Source organism: Azospirillum isscasi, assembly GCF_030849505.1.
Lineage (GTDB): Bacteria > Pseudomonadota > Alphaproteobacteria > Azospirillales > Azospirillaceae > Azospirillum > Azospirillum isscasi.
This window is the reverse complement of the sequence record NZ_JAUJFI010000308.1, coordinates 1-2584: the sequence shown is the minus strand read 5'-3', so window position 1 is coordinate 2584 and position 2584 is coordinate 1. Positions and strand designations below refer to the sequence as shown.

Annotated in this window: 3 protein-coding genes; all 3 read right to left on the bottom strand. The window is 69.7% G+C overall.

Annotated elements, in window-relative coordinates:
- Window positions 1-24 precede the first annotated feature (24 nt).
- The 3 genes from tnpC to tnpA all read right to left on the bottom strand — a co-directional run bounded on the left by tnpC (window position 25) and on the right by tnpA (window position 2487).
- Complete coding sequence (tnpC, locus tag QSG27_RS28490) at window positions 25-1653, bottom strand: IS66 family transposase (protein WP_306712167.1); 1629 nt, start codon at window positions 1651-1653, stop codon at window positions 25-27.
- Between the two features lie 79 nt (window positions 1654-1732).
- A complete protein-coding gene (gene tnpB / locus QSG27_RS28485; RefSeq protein ID WP_306712165.1) occupies window positions 1733-2080 on the bottom strand; it encodes an IS66 family insertion sequence element accessory protein TnpB in 348 nt (115 codons plus the stop codon).
- Window positions 2077-2487: an IS66-like element accessory protein TnpA gene (tnpA, locus tag QSG27_RS28480; protein WP_306712163.1), complete on the bottom strand. Its 411-nt coding sequence runs from the start codon at window positions 2485-2487 to the stop codon at window positions 2077-2079. Before tnpA ends, tnpB begins: the two co-directional genes overlap by 4 nt.
- Window positions 2488-2584: the final 97 nt, after the last annotated feature.

Here is a 2584-nt window from a genome sequence, read left to right as displayed (position 1 = left end):
GTAAGCATCCGCTGAGTGCCGCGGTCAGACAGCTTTCGTCTGCTCGCGGATTGCCTTCCATTCCCAGGGCACGAGTTCGTGTAGGCGGGTTTGGGGCATGTCGTTTATGCGCGCCAGCACGTCGGCGAGCCACGCCTGGGGATCGACGTCGTTGAGCTTTGCCGTGGTGATCAGGCCGTACATAATCGCCGCTCGCTGCCCGCCGCGATCGGATCCGCAGAACAGCCACGCCTTTCTGCCCAGGGCGATCCCGCGCAGGCCGCGTTCGGCGGCGTTGTTCGTCAGGCACAGCCGGCCATCGCCGAGGAACCGGGTGAAGCCGTCCCAGCGCGTCAGCATGTAGTCCATCGCCTTGGCCACGGGGGCATGGCGGGAGAGACGGGCTCGCTCCGTCCGCATCCAAGCTTCCAACGCAGCTACCAGGGCGACGCCACGCTCCTGGCGTGCCGCCAGCCGCTCGGCCGTCGGCTTGCCGTTCAGGGCACGCTCGAGATCGAAGATTGCGTCGATGCGCGTCACGGCCTCCAGCGCCAGCGGTGAGATTGGCGGAGCATCCTTGCCGCGCTTGGTGTTCGCGGCGATGTCGGCCAACTTGAAGAAGCCGCGCCGGGCATGCGCCCAGCACAGCGCGGCATGGATCGGCCCCGGCTGACGGTCGGGCTCGTACAGCCGGTTGTAGCCGGCGAACGCATCGGCCTGCAGCCAGCCGGTGAAGCCGGCCAGGTGCCGTTCGGGGTGTTCGCCCTTACGGTCGCGCGAATAGTGAAACAGCGCCGCCGGTGGGGCTTGGCCGGCGAACGGCCGGTCGTTGCGCACGTACACCCACAGCCGCCCGGTGTCGGTCTTGCCCTTGGCCAGCACGGGCACCGGCGTGTCATCGCCATGCAGCCTCCCGGCCGCCATCACATGCGCCGCGATCAGGTCGTGCAGCGGCTTCAGCACCGCGGCGGCGGTGCCCACCTGGTCGGCCAGGGTGGACAGGCTGAGCGGCACGCCCTCCCGCGCGAAGCGCTCGGCCTGCCGGTTCAGCGGCTGATGCTGGCCAAACTTCTCGAACAGGAGGGTGGCCAGCAGGTTGGGGCCGGCCCAGCCGCGTGGGGTGGCGTGGAACGGCGCCGGAGGCTGGGTGATCGCCTCGCAGGCCCGGCAGGAGAACCGCTCCCGCACCGTCTGGATCACCTTCCAGTGGCGCGGGATCACCTCCAGCGTCTCGGTGATCGTCTCACCGAGCTTGCACAGCTTGTCCGAGCCGCAGCACGGGCAACTCGCCGGGGCCGGCACAACGACGCGCTCGCGCGGCAGGTGGTCGGGAAAGGGCTGGCGCGAGGGCCGCTTGCGGGTGAAGGCCGCCACCGCGGTGGTTTTGGCAGCGGCCTGCTCGGCCGCCAACTCGTCCTCGCCGGCCGTCGCTTCCAGCTCTTCGAGCTGGAACTCCAACTGGTCCAGCAGACGCGCCTTGCGCTCGGAGCGCGTGCCGTAGAGCTCGCGCCGGAGCTTCTCGATCTCCAGCTTCAGGCCGGCGATCAGCGCCTCGGTGTTCGACGCCATCGCCTTGGCCCGCGCCGCTTCGGCTTCCGCCGCGTCCGCCCGCGCCTCGGCCTGCGCCAAGGCGGCGCGCAGAGTGGCGATGTCGTTGGTCAGGTTGGCGGTCATGACGCCAGTTTACCTGGGATTGCATCGTCAAGCCGCCGCAATCCCCCCTGAACCGGCCCGTCGATTCACCGTGTCGCAGTCACCCCGCGGCCTCGGGGCGCCAGGTCTTCTGCGGGTTGCGCCAGTCGATGCCCTCAAGCAGATAGCCCATCTGCCCGACCGAGATCGCCACCGCGCCGTCCACCGGCGTGGGCCAGATGAAACGGCCCCGCTCCAGTCTCTTCATGAACAGGCAGCTGCCCTGGCCGTCATGCCAAATGATCTTCACCAGATCGCCGCGGCGCCCGCGGAAGAGGAAGAGATGGCCGCTGTGCGGGTCTTGGGCGAAGCGCTCCTGCACCAGCAGCGCCAAGCTCGCCCAGCCCTTGCGCATGTCGGTGTGCCCGGTGGCCAGCCACACCCGCACCCCGCTCGGCACCGGGATCATGCCAGGGCACCGACGACGGCCGCCGCCAGGGCCGGATCGACCGGCCCTTCCAGACGCAGGCGTGCCCCGCTGGGCAGGATGACCTCGAGGACCGCCGGGCGCGTGGCCGGCGTGGCCGGAAGCGGCAATGGCTCAGGGGGCTCCACGACCGGCGGTTCGGTTACGGTCGGCTCCGGCGTGATGGTCACCGCGACGAAGCTGGACGGTTCGGCCACGGCGGTCCCGCTGGCCTTCATCAGCCCTCGCCAGCGGTACAGCAGACTTTCGTGCACGCCCAGCCGGCGGGCTGCCTCCGTCACCACCACGCCGGGGCGGAACGCCTCCTCGACCATTCGGACCTTCTCCGCCGGCGTGTAGTTCCGCCGCCGCTCCGTCCCAGTCAGAACCTCGACCCGCTGATAAGCCATGACGTTTGCAACTCGTTTGCGTCCGCGCGATGACGCGCCACGCAAACCTCAGGCGCCGACCCCTACTTTGCCAAGGCGGTGCTCACCGGAGGCGTAC

Coding starts and splice junctions, on each gene's coding strand:
- tnpA (WP_306712163.1), bottom strand. CDS start 2,487: ATGGCTTATCAGCGGGTCGAGGTTCTGACTGGGACGGAGCGGCGGCGG.
- tnpB (WP_306712165.1), bottom strand. CDS start 2,080: ATGATCCCGGTGCCGAGCGGGGTGCGGGTGTGGCTGGCCACCGGGCAC.
- tnpC (WP_306712167.1), bottom strand. CDS start 1,653: ATGACCGCCAACCTGACCAACGACATCGCCACTCTGCGCGCCGCCTTG.